The sequence below is a fragment of the SAR86 cluster bacterium genome (genome assembly GCA_023703535.1).
Taxonomy (GTDB): domain Bacteria; phylum Pseudomonadota; class Gammaproteobacteria; order Magnimaribacterales; family TMED112; genus TMED112.
Genome location: CP097967.1, coordinates 340,601 through 363,128 on the forward strand (window position 1 = coordinate 340,601; position 22,528 = coordinate 363,128).

Genomic DNA, 22,528 nt, shown 5'->3' on the forward strand with positions numbered 1-22,528 from the left:
TATAATTTGATATAATTGAAACTGATAAATGAGTAAAATACCTTTTTCTGAAAAAACTTACGATGTAGTTATCATAGGCGGTGGGGGCTCAGGCCTCAGAGCCTCTCTTGAAATAGCAAAATCTGGTTTAGATGTTGCTGTAATCTCAAAGGTTTTTCCTACAAGATCGCATACGGTTGCTGCACAAGGAGGGATAACATGTGCTATAGCAAGCGCAGATCCCAATGACGATTGGAGATGGCATATGTTTGATACTGTTAAAGGTTCAGACTATATAGGCGATCAAGATGCCATTGAATATATGTGTTCAGAGGGCCCAGAGACTGTATTTGAATTAGAGCATATGGGACTTCCTTTCTCAAGATTTGAAAACGGCAGAATATATCAAAGACCTTTTGGTGGTCAATCAAAAGAATTTGGAGAAGGAGGTCAAGCAGCTAGAACATGTGCAGCTGCAGACAGAACAGGCCATGCTTTATTGCATACTCTTTATCAGGCTAATTTAAAGGCAGGAACGAACTTTTTAAATGAATGGTTTGCAGTTGATCTCATTGAAGGAAAGAGTGGTTGTATTGCAGGTGTAAGTTGTTTTGATATGGAAACTGGAGAAGTTTCAATAATTAAAACTCAAGCAGTTGTTCTTGCAACAGGTGGTGCTGGGCAAGTATATGAGCAAAATACAACTTCTTTGATTTGTACTGGAGATGGTTTAGGAATGGTGCTTAGGAAGAACTTTGCATTACAAGATATGGAGATGTGGCAATTTCATCCTACAGGCCTTTATGGTAATGGTTCTCTAATGACAGAAGGATGCAGGGGTGAGGGAGGTTATCTTATCAACTCAGAGGGAGAGCGTTTCATGCCAACTTATGCACCTAAGGCTAAAGATCTAGCTTCGAGAGACGTAGTATCGAGATGCATTGTTCAAGAGATAATGGCAGGACGTGGCTGCGGTGATAAAAAAGATCATGTCCTTCTAAAAATTGATCACCTTGGAGCTGAAGCAATTATGAAAAAGCTTCCTGAAATAAGAGAAATTTCAATGACATTTGCAAATGTAGATCCGATAAATGAACCAATTCCTGTAGTTCCTACATGTCATTACATGATGGGCGGCATTCCAACAAACATCAATGGACAAGTAATTACTCAAGAGAACGGAAATGACAGAGTTGTTGATGGTCTTTACTCAATAGGTGAGGCTGCTAATGTTTCTGTACACGGAGCGAATAGACTTGGTGGAAACTCACTTCTTGATTTAGTAGTTTTTGGAAGATCTGCAGGCAAACACATAAATAAACAATTCAAAAAAGGGGAAGTGTCAGATATTTCAAATGCAGAAATTGAAAAATCATTATCAATATTACAAACACTTGAAGATACAAAGAAAGGTGAGACTGTTTATGCTCTTAGGTCAGAAATGCAAAGCATAATGCAAAACTATTTTGGTGTTTATAGAAATGAAAAACTCATTAAAGAGGGAATTAAAAAGCTTGAGGATGTAAACGTTAGAACAAAGAATCTCCATATGAATGACAAGTCAAAACAGTTTAACTCAGAGAAAGTTGAAATCTTGGAATATCTAAATTTAATAGAAATTGCAAATGCCACAGCTTATTCTGCACTCGAAAGAAAGGAAAGCAGAGGAGCTCATGCAAGAGAAGACTATCCTGAAAGGGATGATACAAATTGGCTATGTCATTCTTTATTTTTTAAAGATGGCAACAAAGTTTCAAAAAGAGACGTAAACTTAAACCCTAAAGAAGTTGAGGCATTTAAACCAAAGGCCAGAGTTTATTAATGGAAAAGCTTAACCTGAGCATTTATAGGTATGATCCAAGCAAGGATCAACGACCTTATATGGCAGACTATAATATTGAATCTGAATCTGTTGGAAATATGATGGTTATAGATGCTATTAGAAAAGCTCAAGAATTAGATTCAACACTTACATTCAGAAGATCATGTGGGCAAGGAGTATGTGGTTCAGATGGGGTAAACATGAATGGACAAAACGGATTGGCTTGTATAACGTCAGTATCTTCCGTATCAGTAATGAATAAACTTGAAATAAGACCATTACCGGGGTTGCCGGTTATCAAGGACCTTATCGTAGACATGAAACCTTTCTATGATCAGTATGAAAAAATCAAACCATTTTTATCAAATGACGAAGAGATTGATACAGGCCATGAGAGATTACAAAGCCCTGAGGAGAGAGAAAAATTAGATGGTTTATATGAATGCATATTGTGTGCATGTTGTTCAACTAGTTGTCCTTCATTTTGGTGGAACCCAGAGAAGTTTGTAGGGCCAGCTGCATTACTTCAAGCTTACAGGTTCATAGCTGATACAAGAGACAAGCAAAAAAAATCAAGACTAAAAAAATTAAATGATGCATTTAGTGTTTACAGATGTCATGGAATAATGAACTGTACTTCAGTGTGCCCCAAAGGCTTAAACCCTTCAAAGGCAATAAATGAAATCAAAAAGGAGTTAAGAAAAATAGGATAGTGTCAAAGTCAATAGAGGAGAGGCTTAGAGAGAGTTTTAAATATGGGGGAAATTCAGAATTTCTGGAGACCCTTTACGAAGAATATCTAACAGATCCAGACAATATTAAACCTGAGTGGAAGAATTATTTTGATTCAATTCAGAATGGAAAAAATGATGTAAGCCACAAATCAATCACAAAACAGTTCAGGAATTATAAAGTTTCGAAGATTCCACAAGTAAATTCCAAGAGCTCTAAATCTTCAGATGTTCAAAATCTAATCAATGCTTATAGAAGGCGAGGTCATGAAGTAGCAAAAATAGACCCATTGAATCTTAGGAAGGCTAAAGAAGTGCCTGACTTAAATTTAAATTTCCATGATCTTAATGAAGCCGATCTAGAGGAAAGTTTTTCAATTTCAAACTTTCTTGGTTCAAAAACCATGAAACTTTCAGAAATAATTAGTTCGATATCTAAAAGCTATACTTCTTCGTTGGGGTATGAATTTATGCATATTATGAGCAGCAAAACAAGAGCTTGGTTTATAGATAAAATTGAAGGAAAAGATACACCTTATGATTTTTCTAACCCAGAAAAAGAACATATCCTCAAGAGAGTTGTAGACTCAGAAAGCTTGGAAAAATTTTTAGCAGCAAAATATCCAGGGGCAAAAAGATTTGGTCTTGAGGGGGGTGAATCACTAGTTCCTCTTTTAGATACAGTTATTGAGGAGCTTGGCTCTAAAGGTGCTAAAGAACTTGTTATGGGAATGTCTCATAGAGGCAGATTAAATGTATTAATCAATGTAATGGGTAAGAAGCCAAGTGAATTATTCACTGAGTTTGATGAAGATTTTGAACAAGATGATGCACACACAGGCGATGTTAAATATCATTTAGGATATTCCTCAAATATTTTGACGAGTGGAGGACAGGTGCATGTTGCTCTCGGCTCTAATCCTTCTCATTTGGAAGTAGTGAATTCTGTTGTTCTAGGCTCAGTCAGAGCAAGACAAGACAGAAGACAAGATAGTTCTATGACAAAAGTTGTTCCAATTCTTATGCATGGAGATGCATCGTTTTCAGCACAGGGTATTGTCATGGAAATATTGCAGCTTTCACAAACTAGAGCATTTGGAGTTGGCGGCACTATTCACGTTGTAATAAATAATCAAATTGGCTTTACAACAAGTGTAAAAGAGGATGCACGATCAACAGACTACTGCACAGACGTTGCAAAAATGATTGATGCTCCAATAATCCATGTTAATGGTGACGATCCAGAAGCATGCGTAATGGCTGCAAAGCTAGCTGTTGAATACAGACATGAATTTAAAAAAGATATTATTTTAGATTTTGTTTGCTATAGACGCAGAGGTCATAATGAAACTGATGAGCCATTTGCTACTCAGCCTTTAATGTATAAGGAAATTACCTCCAAAGATTCTGTTACAGATTTATATTTCAAAAAATTATTAAGCAAAGGAATAGTTGAAGAAGATAAATATAAAGAATTCAAGAAAAATTACAGATCACATATGGAAAAAGGTGAAACTGTAGCAGAATCACTTGCTACAGATCCTGATGAATCAATCCATTTTGATTGGACTCCATATCTTGAACCAGACATGACCAAATCTTACCCAACTGCAGTTTCTAATGAATCTTTAAAAGAAACAATGAAAACCGTTCTTGCATTTGATAAAGATTTTTTAATGCAGAAACAAGTTGGAAAGCTGTATGAGGAAAGAAATCACATGCTTTCTGGAGACCTTCCCTTAAATTGGGGATTTGCTGAAATGGCTGCATACGCAACGTTATTAAAAGATGGTTTCCCTGTGAGAGTTACTGGTCAAGATAGCAGAAGAGGGACCTTTTCCCATAGACATTTAGTAGTTAAAGATCAGAATACTGGAGAGGGTTTTGTGCCATTGTCAAAACTAAATAAAGGAAATAAGAAATTCGAAATTTTTGACTCATTATTGTCTGAGGAAGCTGTTTTGGGTTTTGAATATGGTTATGCATCTACTTGGCCTGAGGGATTAGTTATTTGGGAAGCACAATTTGGAGATTTTGTTAATGTTGCTCAAGTAATAATAGATCAATTTATTGTTAGTGCAGAGACTAAGTGGAATAGGCTGTCTGGCTTAACATTATTTCTACCTCATGGATATGAAGGCCAAGGCCCAGAGCATAGCAGTTGTAGGCTTGAAAGATTTTTACAACTTTGCGCACATGATAATATTCAAATATGTATTCCAACTTTACCTGCACAAATTTTTCATTTACTTAGAAAACAGGCAATTAATCCATCCAGAAAGCCCTTGGTAGTTTTAACTCCTAAAAGCCTATTAAGAAATCCTCAAGCAACTTCAAAGATCGAGGATTTAAGCAACGGTACGTTTAGAAATATAATCATTAACAAGAGTAAGAATTTACCAAAGAGAGTAGTTTTTTGCTCTGGTAAAGTTTTCTTTGATTTACAAGATGAAATCAATAAATTGAAGGTCAAAAATGTTGAGCTGGTTAGGTTGGAGCAGTTATATCCATTTCCAGAAAGCGAACTTAAAAGTTATACAAGAGATTTAAAATGTAAAGATTTCCTCTGGGTTCAAGAGGAGCCAAAAAATATGGGGGCTTGGTTTATGATAAGACACAGACTTGAGGAAATCCTAAATGAAACAAAAAAAGGATTTAAACTCAATGTTGTAGCAAGAAATTCATCAGCAGCCCCAGCAGGAGGATATCAAAAATATCACTTTAAACGTCAAAAAGAGATAGTTACTAAAGCTTTAGAGTTATAGAATATTCAAAATGGCTGAAGACATAAAATCACCACAATTTCCAGAATCAATTTTTGAAGGAACTCTATCTACTTGGCTTAAAAAAGAGGGCGATACATTTGAGCAAGATGATGTTTTGGCAGAAATTGAAACAGATAAAGTTGTAATAGAAGTAACTGCTCAAAGTGATGGACAGCTAGAGAAAATTATTATTCCCGAGGGTTCAGTTATTAAAAGTCAGGAAACAATCGGAAATTATTCTAAAAAAATCACTAAAAAAGATAACAAAAACAAAACGAAACCAAAAGTTGAAGAAGAAAAAACAGTACAACCTGAAAAGAAAGAGGAAGTAATGGAATCTCCAAAGATTACTTCAAAACAAGAAGTTAAAGGAAAAATAGGACCAGCAGCAAAAAAATTACTACAAGAAAAAAATTTAACAACTGAAAATATTACCCCAACAAGAAAGAAAGGAATCATAACTAAAGAAGATATCCTTAAAGCTGCTGAAAATAATCAGTCTGTTGAGCCTGAAAAAGCCACAGAAAAAATGGAAATTAAGGGCGATTCAAAAAGAGTGCCAATGTCACGACTTAGAAGTGTTGTAGCTAAGAGACTCTTGGAGTCACAAGCTCAAACAGCATCATTGACAACTTTTAATGAGGTGGATTTATTTGAAATAAAGAAACTTAGAGAAAAATATAGGGAAAGTTTTGAGAGTAAGTATGGCGTAAAGCTTGGGTTCATGGGTATGTTTATTAAAGCATCAAGCATTGCATTGCAGGATATGCCTATTGTAAACGCGTCTATTGATGGCGAAGATGTTGTATATCATGGATTTCAAGATATAGGTGTTGCAGTCTCGTCTGAAAGGGGATTGGTTGTGCCTGTAATAAAAAATGTTCAAGAATTGTCAATTGCCGAAATAGAAAAGGAAGTAAGAGATTATTCAATAAAAGCAAGAGAAGGAAAACTAGAAATGGATGATATTACAGGAGGCACGTTCACAATCTCAAATGGTGGTGTGTTTGGCTCTCTTCTTTCAACACCAATATTAAATCCACCTCAGTCTGCAATTTTAGGGATGCATAAAATTCAAGATAGACCAATGGTTATAGAAGGAAAAGTTGAAATTAGGCCTATGATGTATCTTGCTTTAACATATGACCACAGACTATTAGATGGTAAGGATGCAGTATCATTCTTAGTAAAAATAAAAGAGTTATTAGAGTCACCAGAATCAATGATATTAGGAGTATAAATGGATTACGATGTAGTTGTAATAGGAGGCGGCCCTGGTGGTTACGTCGCTGCAATAAAATCAGCTCAGCTAGGAATGAAAGTTGCTTGCGTAGAGTATGACGAAGATTCAAATGGTAAACAAAAAATGGGCGGGACCTGCCTGAATGTAGGTTGTATTCCATCAAAATCATTGCTAGATTCCTCTTATAAATTTAAACAAATTTATGCAAGCTTACCTGAGCACGGCATCAACGTATCAAAAGCAAATTATGATCTATCAAAAATGATGGATAGAAAGAACGATATAGTAAAAAAATTAACCTCAGGCGTATCACAACTTTTAAAACATAATAAAGTTGAGAGTATCTTTGGGAAGGGGAAATTAATTAGTAAAAATGAGATAGAGATATCTGATTCAAAAGGAAAGAAAAAAACACTTAAAGCAAAATATATTGTTTTAGCTACAGGATCTAGACCAATTTATCTAGATTCAGTGCCTTGGAATGGAACAAATATTGTTGGAAGTGCTGGAGCTCTTGAGTTTAGCAAAACTCCGAAAAAACTGGCAATCATAGGGGCTGGAGTAATTGGTTTAGAACTAGGTAGTGTTTGGTCAAGACTTGGCTCAGAAGTCGAAATTTTCGAAGCAGAAAAAACCTTTTTACCAATGCTAGATGATGATATATCAAGACTTATTGAACGAGAATTTAAAAACCAGAACATAAATATCAATCTTGGTGCTATGGTTAAATCATCAAAAAACAACAGAAGTAGTGTCACTTTGGAGATTGATTTTGCTGGCCAGGTTGAAAAACGAAAGTTCGATAAAGTTATAGTTGCTGTTGGAAGAAAACCTTTTTCAGAGAATTTATTAGCGAAAGGATGTGGGCTTGATGTCGATGAGAAAGGCTTTATTGAGGTAAACAATTTTTGCCAAACCAAGCTTGAGAATATTTATGCAATTGGAGATTTAGTGAGAGGACCAATGTTGGCTCATAAGGCAATGGAAGAGGGTGTAATGGCAGCCGAACGAATAGCAGGTAAAAAAATGGAAGTTAACTATGATCTAGTTCCAAGTGTAATATACACACACCCTGAAATTGCGTGGGTTGGAAAAACAGAAAAACAACTTAAGCAAGAGAATATAGAATTTAAAAAGGGTAGCTTTCCTTTTGCTGCAAGTGGAAGAGCACTAGCGGCTGGAGACTCAGTTGGTGCAGTAAAAATTCTTGCAGATAAAGAAAGCGATCAAGTTTTAGGAGTTCAAATATTTGGAAATTCCGCGTCAGAAATATTGCAACAAGGACTCATAGGGATGGAATTTTCAGCAAGTTCAGAAGATTTTGGGTTAACAATGTTCAGCCATCCTACTGTTTCTGAAGCATTGCACGAAGCTGCACTTGCAGTTAATAAGCAAGCAATTCACATAGGAAATTAATGAATTTGCATGAATTTCAAGCGAAAGAGTTTTTCGAACTATACGATTTACCTGTCTCAAAAAGATCAATCATAACCAAAAAAGAGGATATTAAATCAGCATTTTCAGCTATTGATTCTTCTAAAGGCTGTGTAGCAAAGGTACAAGCACATACAGGTGGTCGTGGAAAAGTTGGTGGGGTAAAAGTTTGCAAAACAATTCATGAAGTTGAACTGTTTGTAGAAAAGTGGCTAGGGAAAAATATCATAACGATTCAGACTGGAGATTTAGGCTTGCCAGTTAATATTTTATCTCTGGAAGAATTAACAGATATTTCAAGAGAAATTTATTTTAGCTTAGTAGTAGATAGAGGAGAAAAAGCTATTTCCTTGATTGTTTCAGAGGCTGGCGGCATGAATATAGAGGAAGTTGCTGAAGAAACTCCTGAAAAAATTTTAAAAGCTAAGTTAGATGAAAATTTTGAGCTAGAAAATACAGAAATAATGAAAATATCTGATCTTCTTAACTTTAACGAGAAACAAAAAGATCAATTTAAAACAATAGTTGACGGGTCAGCTAAATTATTTAAAGAAAAAGACTTGAGTCTTTTAGAGATTAACCCTTTAGTAGTAAAGGCCAATGGTGATCTTCTTTGCCTGGATGCAAAAATCAATGTAGATGAAAATGCTCTTTTTCGCCAAGAGGAAATTGAATTAAAAAGAGACTCAACTCAAGAAGATTCAAGAGAATATGAGGCGAAAGTAAATGATTTGAGTTATGTATCCCTGGAGGGAAATATTGGTTGTATGGTAAATGGAGCTGGTTTAGCTATGGGAACGATGGATACTATTAAGCTTTATAACGGTGAGCCTGCAAATTTTTTGGATGTGGGCGGAACGGCAACGAAAGAGAGAGTATCAAAAGCACTTGAGCTTATTCTTTCAGATAAAAAAGTAAAAGGAATATTAGTCAATATTTTTGGTGGAATAGTAAGGTGTGATTTGATAGCACAAGGAATAATTGATGCCGTGGAGGAAATAAAAGTATCCATTCCGATGGTCATAAGGCTTCAAGGAAATAAAGCAGATGAGGGCAAGAGGCTTCTTAATGAATCGGGTTTAAATATTATTGGAGAGGACTCTTTACAAGAAGCTTCAAAAAAAATCGTGAACTTAGTCAAATGAGTGTACTTATTGATAATAATACTAAGGCAATCTTTCAGGGCTTTACTGGCTCACAGGCAACTATGCATGCAGAACAATGTGTAGATTACGGAACAAATATAATTGGTGGTGTAACTCCTGGAAAAGGTGGTCAAAAACATCTAAACAAACCAGTTTTTGATTCGGTAAAAGATGCATGTGCTTTTGACGAAATTGATACCTCAGTAATTTTTGTTCCAGCAAAGTTTACAAAATCTGCAATACTTGAAGCAGCTGAAAATGGTATAAATTTAATAATTTGTATCACTGAAGGAGTCCCAGTCTTAGACATGATAGAAGTTACAAATATTTTAAAAAGTTTTCCAGGAACAAGACTTGTTGGACCAAATTGTCCAGGAGTTATTTCTCCAGGAAAGTCAAAACTTGGAATAATGCCTGCTTCCATTCATAAAGAAGGCAGTGTTGGAATAGTTTCAAGATCTGGAACACTTACTTATGAAGCTGTAAAACAAACTTCAGATGTTGGTTTAGGGCAAAGTACATGCATTGGAATTGGTGGAGATCCGGTTAATGGCACTTCATTTATAGACTGTCTAAAAATGTTTGAGAATGATAATCAGACTGAATCCATAGTCATGGTTGGTGAAATCGGCGGCACAGCAGAAGAGGAAGCAGCTGAGTACATAAAATCAAATATTTCAAAACCAGTTATCTCTTACATTGCTGGAGTAACTGCTCCAAAAGGAAAAAGAATGGGCCATGCAGGAGCAATTATTTCTGGTGGAAAAGGAACTGCACAAGATAAATTTAAAGCATTAGAAAGTGCAGGAGTAAGAGTAGTTACAGACTTAAACCTCATTGGATCTAAGCTTAAAGAGCTGCTTTAATCTATTCTTTTTATATCTAAGTCGCATTGAATTTAATACAGCACTTACAATAATTCCAAAAATCATACCAATCCAAATTCCTTGCGCACCATCAGGAAATAAACCATTTGAATTGAAAGCTAAAAACATTCCTAATGGCAGTGCCACAAGCCAATATGAAATAATCATAATAACCATTGTTGCAAAAGTATCTTTGTGGCCTCTCAATGAACCTATCGCACTAAAACCTATAGCATCAGGAATCTGAAATATTGCAGCTAACATTAATAAAGTTACAGCAATTTCAGCAACATCTATGTCTCTTGTATACAAACCTACTAAAAAACTATGAAAAAATATAATTACGAGAAAGTTGATTAAAGCAAGAAAAAAGGAAATTCGCATAGAAAAATTTGCTGCATAATTTGCCTGAAGAAGTTTCTTTTCCCCAATTAAATTACCAACTCTGACAGCAGAACAAAGTCCAAGTGATAAAGGTATCATAAATAACAATCCAACGAGGTTAATTGCAACTGTATGAGCAGCAAGAGTGTTTGCACCAAAGAATGATATTATTAAAGCCGCACCGCTAAACATGCTTAATTCAACAAAGATTCCAAAGCTTATTGGAATTCCAAGTTTTAATACTGATAAAAGACCATTTTGGTTAAAGAGTTTTTTTAACTCTTTGAGCTCATTTTATATTCACTATTTTCTTAAACCAAAATTTAAAAAATTTGGAAAAGGTGTAATGATTTTAAAGCCACAATATTTAAAAACTTTTGGAAAAAACATCACAATTGGTAATTTTGCAACATTGATATGTTCCTCTGATAAAAATATAGACTTAGCGACTTGGCAAACAGATAAACTAAATGGTGAACTTCAAATAGGAAAATATGTTCTTATCTCACCAGGAACTAGTATTAGGGTAGCCAAAAAGGTCATCATTGACGATAGTGTTATGATTGCGTCGGATGTAACTATAACCGACTCTGACTGGCACGGTATTTATGATAGAACTGATTATGTTGCTACCCCGAAACCAGTAATTATCAATAAAAATGCTTGGATTGGAGAGAGATCACTAATACTCAAAGGTAGTGAAATCGGAGAAAACAGTATTATTGGCGCTGGATCTGTAGTTTCTGGTGTTGTTCCGCCTAATGTCGTGTATGCCGGAAATCCAGCTAAGAAAGTGAAAGAACTTGATAAATCAGATTTTAAATCAAGGGAACAGTTATTTTCTGAATCCTCAAGCTATCTCTCGGACATGATCAAAATTGATAAAAAAACTCTTGAGGGCAACACTTTTTTTAAGTGGCTTTTTTCAATCATATGGCCGAGAAAATGAAATTATTTGTTGATGAAAACATCGCCTACGCTAAGTTCTTCTTTGAAGATGTGCTTTTAAATCAATTTCCAAATTTTTTTGAACTAACCTTTTATAAGGATGATGAATTTGATTTAGAGAAAATAAGTGAAGATGCAGCTGTGATTATTAGATCAACTTATAAAACACATAACTTAAACGTGCCAGCATCAGTAAAATTATTAAGCTCGGTTTCTACTGGGGAGGATCATGTCGATAAGAATCATCTTGAAAAAAAGAATATTCCATACCATTTTGCAACTGGAGCAAATGCCAAAGCTGTAAGAGAATATTTTTATTCTTGTTTATCAATTCTATTAAAGGAGAAAAAATTCGATAAATCTGAAGATAAGATTTTGGTTATAGGTCTGGGAAACATTGGACATGGTATAGCTAAAACTCTAAAAAACTTTAATTTTAGTTTCGAAACATATGACCCATTTAAAGCCTCAACAATTGAGAGTCTTTCTAATCTGGAAGAGTTTAAAATCATTACTTTGCATGTACCTCTAACAAAAAATCCACCACATGAAACATACAATTTTGTTGATAAAAATTTTTTAAATGAACTCAAAAATGAATCTATCATAATTAACACTTCAAGAGGTGGAGTGCTCTCGGAATCAGACTTTTTAAAATTTGATAATTTGACAGTAATATCGGATGTGTTTTTAAACGAACCAAGTATTGATAAGAATTTTCATCAAAAAAATTTTATCTCAACACCACATATTGCTGGGCACACAAAATCTTCCAGGTTTGATATGACAAAAATGTCTTTAGAAAAGCTTATAAACTTTTTTTTCAATAAAAAGTTGAATGATTCATTAGTAAAAAAACCATACAAAAAAAAGAGCATTCATTTCTCCTTATCAGAAGTAGAGAATGATTTAAATAGATATGGGTTTCCAGTATCACTTCTTTTACAAATTTATGATCCTAGAAATGATAAGTTTGATTTAATTGATTTTGCTGATGTAAGAAATGCATATCATCACAGGTTAGGCTATGAAGATATTACTTCAAACAATGATTTAAATGTTTCAGAGTATCTTTTTGAATTAGGTATCGAGTAGTTGTTAGTAAATTAATAAAAGATTCTCCATTTAATTCAGGTAAAAATAGTACAATTAGGTAATTAAGAACAATGAAAAAAGTTAATAAAAATCTAACACCTGAAGAAATTTTTATTCTTCGTGACAAAGGAACAGAGAGACCATTCTCTGGAAAATTTGACGCTTTTTTTGAGGAAGGCGTCTACAAATGCAAAAACTGTAATGCAGAACTGTTTAAATCGGATAGTAAATATGATGCTGGTTGTGGTTGGCCAAGTTTTTTTGAGGCAATTGACGAAAAATCAATATTATATAAAGAGGATAATTCTATTTTTGGAAGGCCACGCACAGAGATTCTTTGTGCTAAGTGCGAGGGGCATTTAGGGCACGTATTTGAGGATGGTCCTGTTGAAAAAACTGGTCTAAGGTATTGTGTGAATTCAATTTCTTTAGACTTCGAATCGAAGAAAAATAATTGAAAATATCAAATTTTTGGAAATCGTCAGCTAGTTTCTCACTATTAACACTTGTTTCACGTGTATTTGGATATGTAAGAGACTTAATTTTTACAAACTATTTAGGAGCAGGCAGTATTCATGATATTTTTGTAGTAATTTTCAAAATTCCAAATGTTTTTCGAAGTTTTTTTGGTGAAGGGGCTCTTTCTCAATCACTTACGCCAAGCATAATTGAAGCTAGAGCAAAAACAAATAAATTCCTTAATCAAGTATTTACCATCTTATTTATTTCTCTTGTTTTATTTGTATTTGTTGTTGAAATTTTTCCTCAATTTTTTGTTAATATTTTTGCTCCCGGATTCTCCGCTAATGATCAGAAGTTTGATGAGGCTGTTGGGTTTCTTAGGTTAGTTTTTCCATATATCTTATTAATTTCTATAGTCGCTTTTTTTGGTGCAATACAAAATTCAAAAAAACACTTTAATGTTGTTGCTGCAACTCCAATTCTTTTTAATTTATCTTTGATAGTATTTGCTGTTTTGAATAATCAATTAACTTTGCAGGTAATAGGGATATCAATTTTGTGTGCAGGGATAATCCAATTAATGTTAAATGCATTCGTCACAATGAGATTGAGCTATTTTCCTAAATTTGATTTTAATTTTGATAAAAAATTATTGAGCTCTTTTTTTTCTAGGTTATTGCCAGCTGTATTTGCTGCAGGTATTTATCAATTAAATGTTTTAGTTGATACGATTTTTGCATCTTTTCTTTCAACCGGAAGTCCAACGTGGCTTTATCTTTCAGATAGATTAATTCAGTTTCCAATGGGTTTATTTGGAGTAGCAATTGCATTAGTAGCGTTGCCTGATATGACTGAACTATATATCAAAAAAGATAGTAAGAATTTTAATAAAACTTTTTTGAGAGGTTCGCTATCAACGCTATTACTTGGTTTAGCAACAATGATTTTTTACTTATTTTTTTCAGCAGAAATAATTAGTCTTTTATTCAAAAGAGGAGAGTTTCAGGAATTTGATGTAGCTATGACCTCAGCAAGTTTAGTTGCATATGCTTACGCTCTTCCATTTTTATTAAATTCTAAATTTTTTAACAGCATTTTTTTCGCGACATCAAAAACTAAATTTGTCTTATTGTTGGGGATAGTCTCACTATTTATAAATTTACTTTTAAACTACTTATTTATATTTATATTTGGAATGGGGCATGTAGGCCTAGCTTTAGCAACTACTTGCGCAGCTTTAATAGTGTGGTTGCTTTCAATTATATTTTTAATATATTTAAGGAAATCTTTAGCATGAATGTGAGTTTTAGCGCAGCAATAGGAAATTTTGATGGAGTCCATAAAGGACACAAAAAATTATTAGAAAAGGTAAAAAATGATGCTGATAAAAGTGGCTTGAATACCAAAGTTTTAACCTTCAATCCTTATCCATTTGAGTTTTTTAAATGGCACAAAAAAAGAATTATCAATGAATTTGATAAAAAAGAAATTTTAAAAGAAATAGGCATTGACGAAATTGTATCCATTGAATTTGATGAAAAATTTAGAAACCTTAAAGCAGAGGAGTTTTTCGAACTCTACATAAAGAAAGGAAAAATAAAGTCATTAACTGTTGGTAATGATTTTAAATTTGGTAAAGACAGGTCTGGTGATGCAGATTTATTAAGAAATCTATGTAAGAAAAATGATATTACCTTCTCTTTATTTGAAGATTTTAAAGTAGATGATGTGAGGGTAAGTAGTTCGATAATTAGGAAGTACTTAGAAAAAGGAAATTTTGCTTATGTAGAGAAGTGCTTAGGAAGAAAACTAAAATTCACTGGTGATGTTATTCACGGAAAGAAATTTGGTACGAGAATATCAACACCTACAGCAAATATAGATCTTCAGAATAAAGAGTATTGCTTTAATGGTGTTTTTTTATGTTCTGTAATGGTTAATGATAAAAAGTTTTTTGGGATTGCAAATTTTGGAACAAAGCCTACTTTTGATGATTTTAGACAATCACTAGAAGTCCATATTTTTGATTTTGGAGAAAATATTTACTATCAGTCATTAACTATAGAATTTTTATGTAAAATTAGAGACCAAATAAAATTTGAATCAACAGATGATTTAAAAAATCAAATTCACAAGGATATAGATAAAGCAAAATCTCTAATTAAAGACTATGAGTAACGAAAAAGATCAGAAATTAAATCTGCCTAAAACATCAATTCCTATGAAGGCTAATCTCAATCAACGAGAGCCTGAATTTTTAAAAGAATGGGATAAGCGGAATGTATATAAAAAAATCAGAAAAAATAAAAAAGGAAAAAAAGCTTTTCACCTTCATGATGGCCCACCATATGCAAATGGAGAAATTCATCTTGGACATGCTGTCAATAAGGTTTTAAAAGATATTATTATTCGTTCAAAATCTTTAGAGGGTTTTGATTCCCCCTATATTCCAGGTTGGGATTGTCATGGACTTCCTATTGAGCATCAGGTTGAAAAAAAATTAGGAAAAAAAAGAAAGGAAATAAGTAAGTCTGAATTTAGAGACTTATGTAGGGAATACGCAAAAACACAGATTAAACTTCAAGAGAAAGATTTTGTCAGATTAGGTGTATTTGGAGATTGGAAGAATAGATATGCTTCGCTGGATCAATCCTTTGAAGGAGAGGCTATCAATGCTTTCTCAAGAATCTTTCATAATGGCCATGTTGAAAAGGGTTTCAAACCTGTCCATTGGTGTCTAGATTGCGGATCCTCCTTGGCTGAAGCGGAGGTTGATTACTTAGATAAAACATCAAGAGCTATTGATGTTAAATTTCGCATTGATAAGACTTTAGAGGAAAAATTCATAAAACAGAATAAATTGCCAGAACATAGTAAAGTTTTTGCAGTAATTTGGACAACTACACCATGGACTATTCCAGGCAATCAAGCAGTATGCCTTAATAAAGATATTGAATATTCTTTGGTAGAAGTTGCTAAAAATGAGATTTATATAATTGCATCTGAACTTGTTAAAACTTGTTTTGATAGATGGAGTTCGGAAGATTTTAAAATAATCAAAAAAATGAAAGGTAATGATTTAGACGGACTGCATTTCATTCATCCTCTCTATAATAGAACATCACCATTATTATTCAGCGAACACGTTACAACTGATACTGGAACTGGATGTGTTCACTCTGCTCCTGCACATGGCCCTGAAGATTTTGAGACGTGCTCTGAGAATGGAATTGAATTAAAAAATCCAATCTCATCAAATGGTTGTTTTAAAGATGATGTTAAACATTTTGGTGGACTGCATGTAAGAAAATCAGAAGAGGAAATTATCAAAAAGTTGAAAGAAACCGATTCCCTATTATGTAATGAAGATTTTCAGCATAGCTATCCGCATTGCTGGAGACATAAAACACCATTAATTTTTATGGCAACACCTCAATGGTTTATTTCAATGACTAAATCAGGACTATTGGAGGGGGCTGAACATGGGATTGATAATGTTGAATTTACTCCTGCTTGGGGGAAAGAAAGAATGCAAATAATGCTTAAAGATAGACCAGACTGGTGTATTTCAAGACAGAGAGATTGGGGAATACCAATACCATTAATTTTTGATAAAGAAACAGGAGAACCAACAAATGATATTGAAAAAGTCTTTAACAAAGCATCTGAACAAATTAAAGAAAAAGGAATCGACGCATGGAAAGAATTTGACTTTGGAGAAGACAAAGAAAAGTACGAGAAGTCTAATGATATTTTTGATGTCTGGTTTGATTCCGGAATAACCCATCATTGTGTAATGAATGAGCTTTATGGTAATGATGTAAAGGCTGATTTATATCTTGAGGGGAGCGATCAACATCGTGGGTGGTTTCAGTCATCCTTGCTTACATCTGTAGCTATGAATGGAACTCCACCATACAAAGGCGTATTAACTCATGGATTTGTAGTAGATGAAGATGGTAGAAAGATGTCAAAATCAATTGGAAATGTTGTTGGGCCCCAGGAAATAATAAATAATTCTGGCGCAGATACATTACGCTTCTGGATAGCTGCTACAGACTTTAGAGGTGAAATGGCTTTTTCAAAAGATATCTTTAATAGATCAGTAGATGGGTTCAGGAGAATAAGAAATACAATGCGTTTTATGATATCGAATCTCTATGATTATGATCAAAATGATCAAGTAACAAAAGTATTATTTCTTGATAAAGCGATAATTTCAAAAACAGCAAAATTACAAAACGAAATAAGAGAATTATATAAAGAATTTAATTTCCATCAGGTCGTATCAAAAATTGTAAATTTTTGTGTGAATGATTTAGGTTCCTTATATCTAGATGTTATTAAAGATAGGCTGTATACAATGCAGCCTGAATCGGAAGGAAGAAGATCTGCTCAATATGCGCTTGCAATAGTTTTAGATTTTCTGAATAAAGCTATTAGTCCAATACTTCCCTTCACAGCATATGAATTTTCTGAGAATTTATCTAATGGAAATGGAGATAAAATCTTTTACTCAGAATGGGAAGAGTATGAAAATAGACTTAATAAAGTGGAAGAGGAGGAATTTGAGCTTCTGGTACAGCTTAGGCAAAGAGCATATCAGGAAATTGAAGAGGAAAGGAAAAAGAAAGATATAAAAAATGCATTAGATTGTGATTTAGAAATTACACTGGAAAAGGAATTATTCGACAAAATATCAAAATATTCTGATGAGATGAATAAAATTCTAATATGCTCAAGTTGCTCAATTTTTCTTGGCAAATCAGAGCAAATTTTGGTAAAAAAATCTGTCAATGAAAAATGTACTCGTTGTTGGCATAAAGTAGAAGAATTAGAAAATGGAATCTGTAAGAGATGTATTAATAATATGTCAGGAGAGGGAGAGGTAAGGAGATTTTTCTAATTGAAAGATTTTTCTCTTATTGCAATACTTACTTCAATAGATATTTACCTTAAATACTTCTTTTCAACATTTACATTGAAACCTTACTCTTTTCTTCCTTTCCTTGATCTTTATATAACTGAAAATAGAGGTATTGCCCTGAGCATGCTTGATGATTTAAATGATGAGATGCAATTTGTTTTAACTTTGACAATTTTTTTTGTACTAGTTTTTTTAATTTCACAATACTTCAGAAGTGAAGGCAGATTCCAAAAATTTGCAATCATTATTATATTTGCAGGAGGTTTAGGTAATTTTCTAGAAAGAATATATCACGGATATGTTACTGATTATCTACATTTACATATCAATAATTATTCATTATTCGTTTTTAATTTTGCTGATGCCCTTATAACATTAGGAGCTATAATCATTGTTTTTACTATAGTCAACAATAATGAAAAAAGAACTACATAAAGAGATTGTCTTAGCAAATCCAAGAGGTTTTTGTGCAGGCGTTGATAGGGCAATTGATATTGTAGAAAAATCCTTGGACAAATTTAAAGAGCCAGTATACGTAAGACATCAAGTTGTACATAACAAAAAGGTAGTTGAAGACTTAGAGAAAAAGGGTGTTAAATTTGTAAAAGAAGTTTCAGAAATTCCTGACAATGCAGTTGCAATATTTAGTGCACATGGAGTAAGTCAAAAAGTTGAGGATGAAGCCAAAAATAGAAATTTCATGTATTTTGATGCCACTTGTCCTCTAGTGACTAAAGTTCATTTAGAAGTACAAAAACATGCTCAAAAGGGTAGAGATATCATTTTAATTGGACATAAAGGACACCCTGAAGTAATAGGTACATTAGGCAGACATCCATCTAATTCAAATACAAAAATTTATCTTGTAGAAAATAATAATGATATTAAAAAATTAGAGATAAGTTCTCCTGAAGTTGCTTATGTAACACAAACAACACTTTCTGTAGATGAGACAAGGGAATTAATTAATTCTTTGAAAGAAAAATTTCCAGGCATTATTGGTCCGAGTGCTGATGATATTTGTTACGCAACACAAAATCGACAAGATGCAGTGAAACAATTGTCGCTTGAATGTCAGATTGTGCTTGTTATAGGATCTCAGACAAGTTCTAATTCGAATAGATTAAAAGAGTTGGCTGAAAAATGTGGTACTAAATCATTTCTAATTGACGATAAAACAGATATAGATTTAAATTCTTTAAAAGAAGCTACCTCTGTTGGAATTACTGCTGGAGCCTCAGCGCCAGAGGAAATTGTTCAAGAAGTAATTTCATTTCTTGTTCCCTTAGGATTTAAAACAGTAAGAAATTTGTCAGAAAATAACGAAAATATGACCTTTAAATTGCCAAAGGAATTAACATCATGAAAAAAAATGTTGCAGTTATAGGCGCAGGAGTTTTAGGAGTGAATACTGCCTATTTTTTGGCAAAGAAAAATCAAAATGTAACTGTTTTTGATACACATAAATATGCTGGAATGGAAACAAGTTACTCTAATGGCGCACAAATAAGTGTTTGCAATTCAGAAACATGGACTCAGTGGGATAATGTAAAAAAAGGCATACAGTGGATTTTCAAGGATGATGCACCGTTATTATTTAATCCAATGCCTAACCTGTTTAGACCTTATGACACATATTCAAAATATATGTGGATGATTAATTTCTTCATTACTACAGCACTAGGAAAATACAAAAAAAATTCTGAGAACGCATTTGCAATATCCTTAAAATCTAGAGACCTTTATTTCAAAATTGCCGATGAAGAGGGAATTGAATTTGATCTGATGAAAAAGGGAATTATTCATTTTTATAACTCAAAAAGAGAGTTCGAAATCGCTGCTTCAAAAAAAGACTGGATTGAAGCAATGGGCTGTGAATGGGAAATAGTTGATCGTGACCAAATCTTTGAAATTGAGCCAGCTTTAAAAAACAACCACAAAATAATTGGTGGTGTTTACACAAAATCAGATGCTACTGGAGACATTCATAAATATTGCTTTGAATTGGCCAAAGTATTAGAGAAAAAATATGGAGTAGATTTTAAATTTTCTGAAACCATTAAAGATATTAAAAAATCAAATAAGCCCATATTGCAAACAAATAAGAGCGAATATGAGTTTGATGACATAATTTTATGTACAGGGGTTGAAACTGAGAGATTTAGAAGAAAATTTGGTGATTCTTTTAGAATTTATCCTGTAAAGGGCTACTCAGTTACCGTAGATTTAGAAGATGACAAATCTAGAGAATCTGCACCATTTGTTTCACTTTTAGATGACCCAAGCAAGCTTGTAGCTTCAAGACTTGGTAATAGACTAAGAGTTGCAGGCACCGCAGAGCTTGCAGGCTATAACAAAGATATTAGAAGTAATCGAATTAAACCTCTATTAAATTGGATCAATGAGCTTTTTCCAGAGGTTAATACAAAAAATTATCTTCCGTGGACTGGATTAAGGCCAATGTCTTCTGATATGGTACCGATTATTAGAGAATCTAAGAGAAAAAATGTTTTTTATAATTCTGGTCATGGTCATTTAGGTTGGACTATGGGAACGTACTCCGGAAAACTTGCGGCAGATCTTGTCGATCAGTAATTCGTATCTTTAGTTATATCTGTTTAAAATAAATTCTTTATGAGAATAAGTGATTCTTTTTTTGTTGATGCAAAGAAAATTCTTTCACCAAACTTTTCTGAGCGTGAGAAGAATATTGATTTAATAGTTCTGCACTCAATCAGCCTTCCAGAGGGTGAATATGATAACGACAATGTGGAGGACCTTTTTATGAATAAATTGAATTTTGACTTACATAGCTCTTTCCAAGATTTAAGAAATGTAAAAGTCTCTGCTCATTTATACATAAAAAGAGATGGCACAATAATACAATTTGTTCCCTTTAATAAGTGTGCTTGGCACGCAGGTGAATCGATATTTAAAGGACGAAAAAATTGCAATGAGTTTTCTATAGGAATAGAAATTCAAGGTAAAGTTGACGAAGAATATACTAGAGAGCAATACGAAAACCTTAAAAAAATAGTAGATGCTCTGAAAAAATTTTTTCAACTTGATGATGTTGTAGCACACTCAGAAATTTCGCCTGAAAGAAAAAAAGATCCGGGGCCATTATTCGACTGGAGTAAATTAGATGAAAACTAATTTATCACAGTTCAATTTTATCTTTCTAGGTATATCTGCAGCAATTCCTACCTTTGCTCTTGGAATACCATTTGGTCTATGGCTGCTTTCAGCTGGGGTAAGTAAAGAAACGTTTGGTTTAATTACAGTCTCATCCTTAATTGTTGCATTAAATTTTTTGTGGTCTCCATTCATAAACAATATAAAGATTCCTGTACTTCATAAATTGCTTGGTTTGAGAAGATCTTGGCTTTTACTTTCACAGGTTTCTCTATCAATATTGCTATTTACTCTGTCTATTCTTGACCCTTTGCAAAACATTACCTTAATAGTTTTTATTGCATGCTTGATTTACTTCTTCTCATCAGTTCAAGATATTGCTCTTGATGCTTATAGGGTTGAATATGACAAGTTCTCTAGCCCTGAAAATCTCTCAACAATCTATCAATTGGGCTACAAAATTGGAGCTTTCTTAGTTGGCGCACAAGTATATTCGCTAATTGGTGAAGATAATTGGAGTTTTGTATATTTTTACTTAGCATTTTTAATGTTAATTCTGCCCTTTTTTACCTTGATATCAAAAAAAGTAGATGAATTAAATTTAAATCAATCGACATTAACAGCATTCAAGGAAGCTTTTAAAAATTTATTCCAGAAAAATAATGTTGTGGTTCTATTAATTTTGATAGGAGTTTATAAAATTTCCGACATAGTTCTAGGTCCGATGGCTGCTGCACTTTACAAAGAAACTGCACTGGATGATCCCAGCTTTCTCGAGATGAAGAGTTATTTTAATTTCATTGCCACATTTGTTGGTGCGGGTATAGCATTGTTGAGTATTAAATACCTCAAAATTAATATCTCAATGCTTTTAGGAGCAATATTGGTTTTATCTACAAACATACTTTTTTCTTATTTATATCTAAATCCGAGTTACTTGAATTTTATTTCAATTAATTTTTTAGATACTATCGCTCAATCATTTACAGCAGTTTGTTTTATAACATTTCTTGTTGATCTGATTGATCGTAAATTCACTGCTATACAATATGCATTCTTGGCTTCTCTTGTAATTGTTCCTGGAACAATTATTAAAGGTTCCTCAGGCTTCATTCTTGAGGGTTTTGGTTATTATAATTTTTTCATATTGATGGGTGTTTTAGCGATTCCATCTGTTTGTCTTTGTTATTTGCTCCCTAGAAATTTAGAGCTAAATTTTGAAAATATTATGAAAATTATTTCAATAGCCTTAGCACTCTCTATATTTTTAATTTCTATTTATAATTTTGACCAAAATTTCTCTAACCTTGATGATAAGCTTTTGCATGTATTGATGTATGTACTTTTAGCTGCAATAACTTTTACAGCAAGTAAAAAAACAAATTTATACATTTTATTTGCCGTTCTAATACTCATTGGAGTTGCCACAGAAGCTACACAAATGATTTTCGGTTTGAGGAATTTCGAGTATATGGATATAATAGCCAACTCTTTAGGTGTTTTAATAGGATTTGTTTTTTATTATATTTCTAAGAAGTACTTGAAAAAAACTCAATAAAACCCTAAATATTTGCAAGTTATTGGAGGATAAC

Annotated in this window: 19 protein-coding genes; 18 read left to right on the forward strand and 1 reads right to left on the reverse strand. The window is 33.2% G+C overall.

The annotated features are described in order from the left end of the window. The first annotated feature begins 28 nt into the window (after positions 1-28). The 7 genes from sdhA to sucD are packed head-to-tail and all read left to right on the forward strand — an operon-like array spanning position 29 to position 9,985. Positions 29-1,801, forward strand: coding sequence for a succinate dehydrogenase flavoprotein subunit (gene sdhA / locus M9B42_01915; GenBank protein ID URQ64598.1), 1,773 nt, complete (start codon positions 29-31; stop codon positions 1,799-1,801). Continuing rightward, positions 1,801-2,514: a succinate dehydrogenase iron-sulfur subunit gene (locus tag M9B42_01920; protein ID URQ64599.1), complete on the forward strand. Its 714-nt coding sequence runs from the start codon at positions 1,801-1,803 to the stop codon at positions 2,512-2,514. The genes sdhA and M9B42_01920 overlap by 1 nt, the downstream gene beginning before the upstream one ends. Continuing rightward, on the forward strand, positions 2,514-5,297 hold the full coding sequence (locus M9B42_01925) for a 2-oxoglutarate dehydrogenase E1 component (GenBank protein URQ64600.1): 2,784 nt from the start codon (positions 2,514-2,516) through the stop codon (positions 5,295-5,297). The genes M9B42_01920 and M9B42_01925 overlap by 1 nt, the downstream gene beginning before the upstream one ends. A gap of 10 nt (positions 5,298-5,307) precedes the next feature. Beyond that, entirely contained in the window at positions 5,308-6,537 is a 1,230-nt protein-coding gene (odhB, locus tag M9B42_01930; protein URQ64601.1) for a 2-oxoglutarate dehydrogenase complex dihydrolipoyllysine-residue succinyltransferase, read from the forward strand. Further along, complete coding sequence (gene lpdA, locus M9B42_01935) at positions 6,538-7,956, forward strand: dihydrolipoyl dehydrogenase (GenBank protein URQ64602.1); 1,419 nt, start codon at positions 6,538-6,540, stop codon at positions 7,954-7,956. Further along, entirely contained in the window at positions 7,956-9,119 is a 1,164-nt protein-coding gene (sucC, locus tag M9B42_01940) for an ADP-forming succinate--CoA ligase subunit beta (GenBank protein URQ64603.1), read from the forward strand. Before lpdA ends, sucC begins: the two co-directional genes overlap by 1 nt. Continuing rightward, positions 9,116-9,985: a succinate--CoA ligase subunit alpha gene (sucD, locus tag M9B42_01945; protein ID URQ64604.1), complete on the forward strand. Its 870-nt coding sequence runs from the start codon at positions 9,116-9,118 to the stop codon at positions 9,983-9,985. The genes sucC and sucD overlap by 4 nt, the downstream gene beginning before the upstream one ends. On the opposite strand, the gene M9B42_01950 is transcribed toward sucD, so the two are convergent. After that, positions 9,947-10,561 carry an MATE family efflux transporter gene (locus M9B42_01950; protein URQ64605.1) on the reverse strand — a complete coding sequence of 205 codons (615 nt, stop codon included), beginning with the start codon at positions 10,559-10,561 and terminating at the stop codon, positions 9,947-9,949. The two genes, sucD and M9B42_01950, sit on opposite strands and share 39 nt — an antisense overlap. Here M9B42_01950 and M9B42_01955 point away from each other — a divergent pair. The 11 genes from M9B42_01955 to M9B42_02005 all read left to right on the forward strand — a co-directional run bounded on the left by M9B42_01955 (position 10,560) and on the right by M9B42_02005 (position 22,494). After that, positions 10,560-11,318: an acyltransferase gene (locus M9B42_01955; protein URQ64606.1), complete on the forward strand. Its 759-nt coding sequence runs from the start codon at positions 10,560-10,562 to the stop codon at positions 11,316-11,318. The two genes, M9B42_01950 and M9B42_01955, sit on opposite strands and share 2 nt — an antisense overlap. Further along, entirely contained in the window at positions 11,315-12,412 is a 1,098-nt protein-coding gene (locus tag M9B42_01960; protein ID URQ64607.1) for a hypothetical protein, read from the forward strand. Before M9B42_01955 ends, M9B42_01960 begins: the two co-directional genes overlap by 4 nt. Before the next feature lie 71 nt (positions 12,413-12,483). Continuing rightward, entirely contained in the window at positions 12,484-12,870 is a 387-nt protein-coding gene (gene msrB / locus M9B42_01965) for a peptide-methionine (R)-S-oxide reductase MsrB (GenBank protein URQ64608.1), read from the forward strand. Beyond that, positions 12,867-14,171 (forward strand): murein biosynthesis integral membrane protein MurJ, encoded by a 1,305-nt coding sequence (gene murJ, locus M9B42_01970; protein URQ64609.1) that lies wholly within the window; start codon positions 12,867-12,869, stop codon positions 14,169-14,171. Before msrB ends, murJ begins: the two co-directional genes overlap by 4 nt. After that, positions 14,168-15,052 (forward strand): riboflavin biosynthesis protein RibF, encoded by an 885-nt coding sequence (ribF, locus tag M9B42_01975; protein ID URQ64610.1) that lies wholly within the window; start codon positions 14,168-14,170, stop codon positions 15,050-15,052. The genes murJ and ribF overlap by 4 nt, the downstream gene beginning before the upstream one ends. Then, the gene (gene ileS, locus M9B42_01980; GenBank protein ID URQ64611.1) at positions 15,045-17,780 is read left to right on the forward strand and encodes an isoleucine--tRNA ligase; all 2,736 of its coding nucleotides are present in this window, start codon (positions 15,045-15,047) and stop codon (positions 17,778-17,780) included. Before ribF ends, ileS begins: the two co-directional genes overlap by 8 nt. Continuing rightward, a complete protein-coding gene (lspA, locus tag M9B42_01985) occupies positions 17,781-18,236 on the forward strand; it encodes a signal peptidase II (GenBank protein ID URQ64612.1) in 456 nt (151 codons plus the stop codon). After that, the gene (gene ispH, locus M9B42_01990; GenBank protein ID URQ64613.1) at positions 18,217-19,167 is read left to right on the forward strand and encodes a 4-hydroxy-3-methylbut-2-enyl diphosphate reductase; all 951 of its coding nucleotides are present in this window, start codon (positions 18,217-18,219) and stop codon (positions 19,165-19,167) included. The genes lspA and ispH overlap by 20 nt, the downstream gene beginning before the upstream one ends. Then, on the forward strand, positions 19,164-20,396 hold the full coding sequence (locus M9B42_01995) for an FAD-dependent oxidoreductase (GenBank protein ID URQ64614.1): 1,233 nt from the start codon (positions 19,164-19,166) through the stop codon (positions 20,394-20,396). The genes ispH and M9B42_01995 overlap by 4 nt, the downstream gene beginning before the upstream one ends. Before the next feature lie 39 nt (positions 20,397-20,435). After that, positions 20,436-20,957, forward strand: a complete 522-nt coding sequence (ampD, locus tag M9B42_02000; GenBank protein ID URQ64615.1) for a 1,6-anhydro-N-acetylmuramyl-L-alanine amidase AmpD — start codon at positions 20,436-20,438, stop codon at positions 20,955-20,957. Continuing rightward, positions 20,947-22,494, forward strand: coding sequence for a VanZ family protein (locus M9B42_02005; GenBank protein URQ64616.1), 1,548 nt, complete (start codon positions 20,947-20,949; stop codon positions 22,492-22,494). The genes ampD and M9B42_02005 overlap by 11 nt, the downstream gene beginning before the upstream one ends. Positions 22,495-22,528: the final 34 nt, after the last annotated feature.